The sequence below is a fragment of the Psychroserpens mesophilus genome (assembly GCF_050617655.1).
Taxonomy (GTDB): Bacteria; Bacteroidota; Bacteroidia; order Flavobacteriales; family Flavobacteriaceae; genus Psychroserpens; species Psychroserpens mesophilus_A.
On record NZ_JBODQC010000566.1, the window covers coordinates 1 to 230 of the forward strand.

A 230-nucleotide genomic window follows, 5' to 3' on the forward strand; every position below is an offset into this window, starting at 1 on the left:
TCCTAATAAATTGTTTGCATCAAAAGTACCATACTTTACATTTCCAAATGCAACTGTATTAGGTAGTTTTACTTTACAATGACGTGTATTTAAATCGAAAGTAGCTGCTTTAGGAACTTTAATTTCTATTCGCTTTTTAATCTTTACTTTTTTACCATTAATTATAATATCATTATCCTCTGTATTAAAACCAAGTTTCATAGTTTTTAATACTTCTTTCGCTTTTGCTA

1 pseudogene is annotated in these 230 nt (G+C 26.5%); it reads right to left on the minus strand.

The features are described 5' to 3' along the window. Positions 1 to 201 (minus strand): annotated as a pseudogene (locus ACRHNM_RS18445) (hypothetical protein); the annotation flags it as partial. Between the last annotated feature and the right edge of the window lie 29 nt (positions 202 to 230).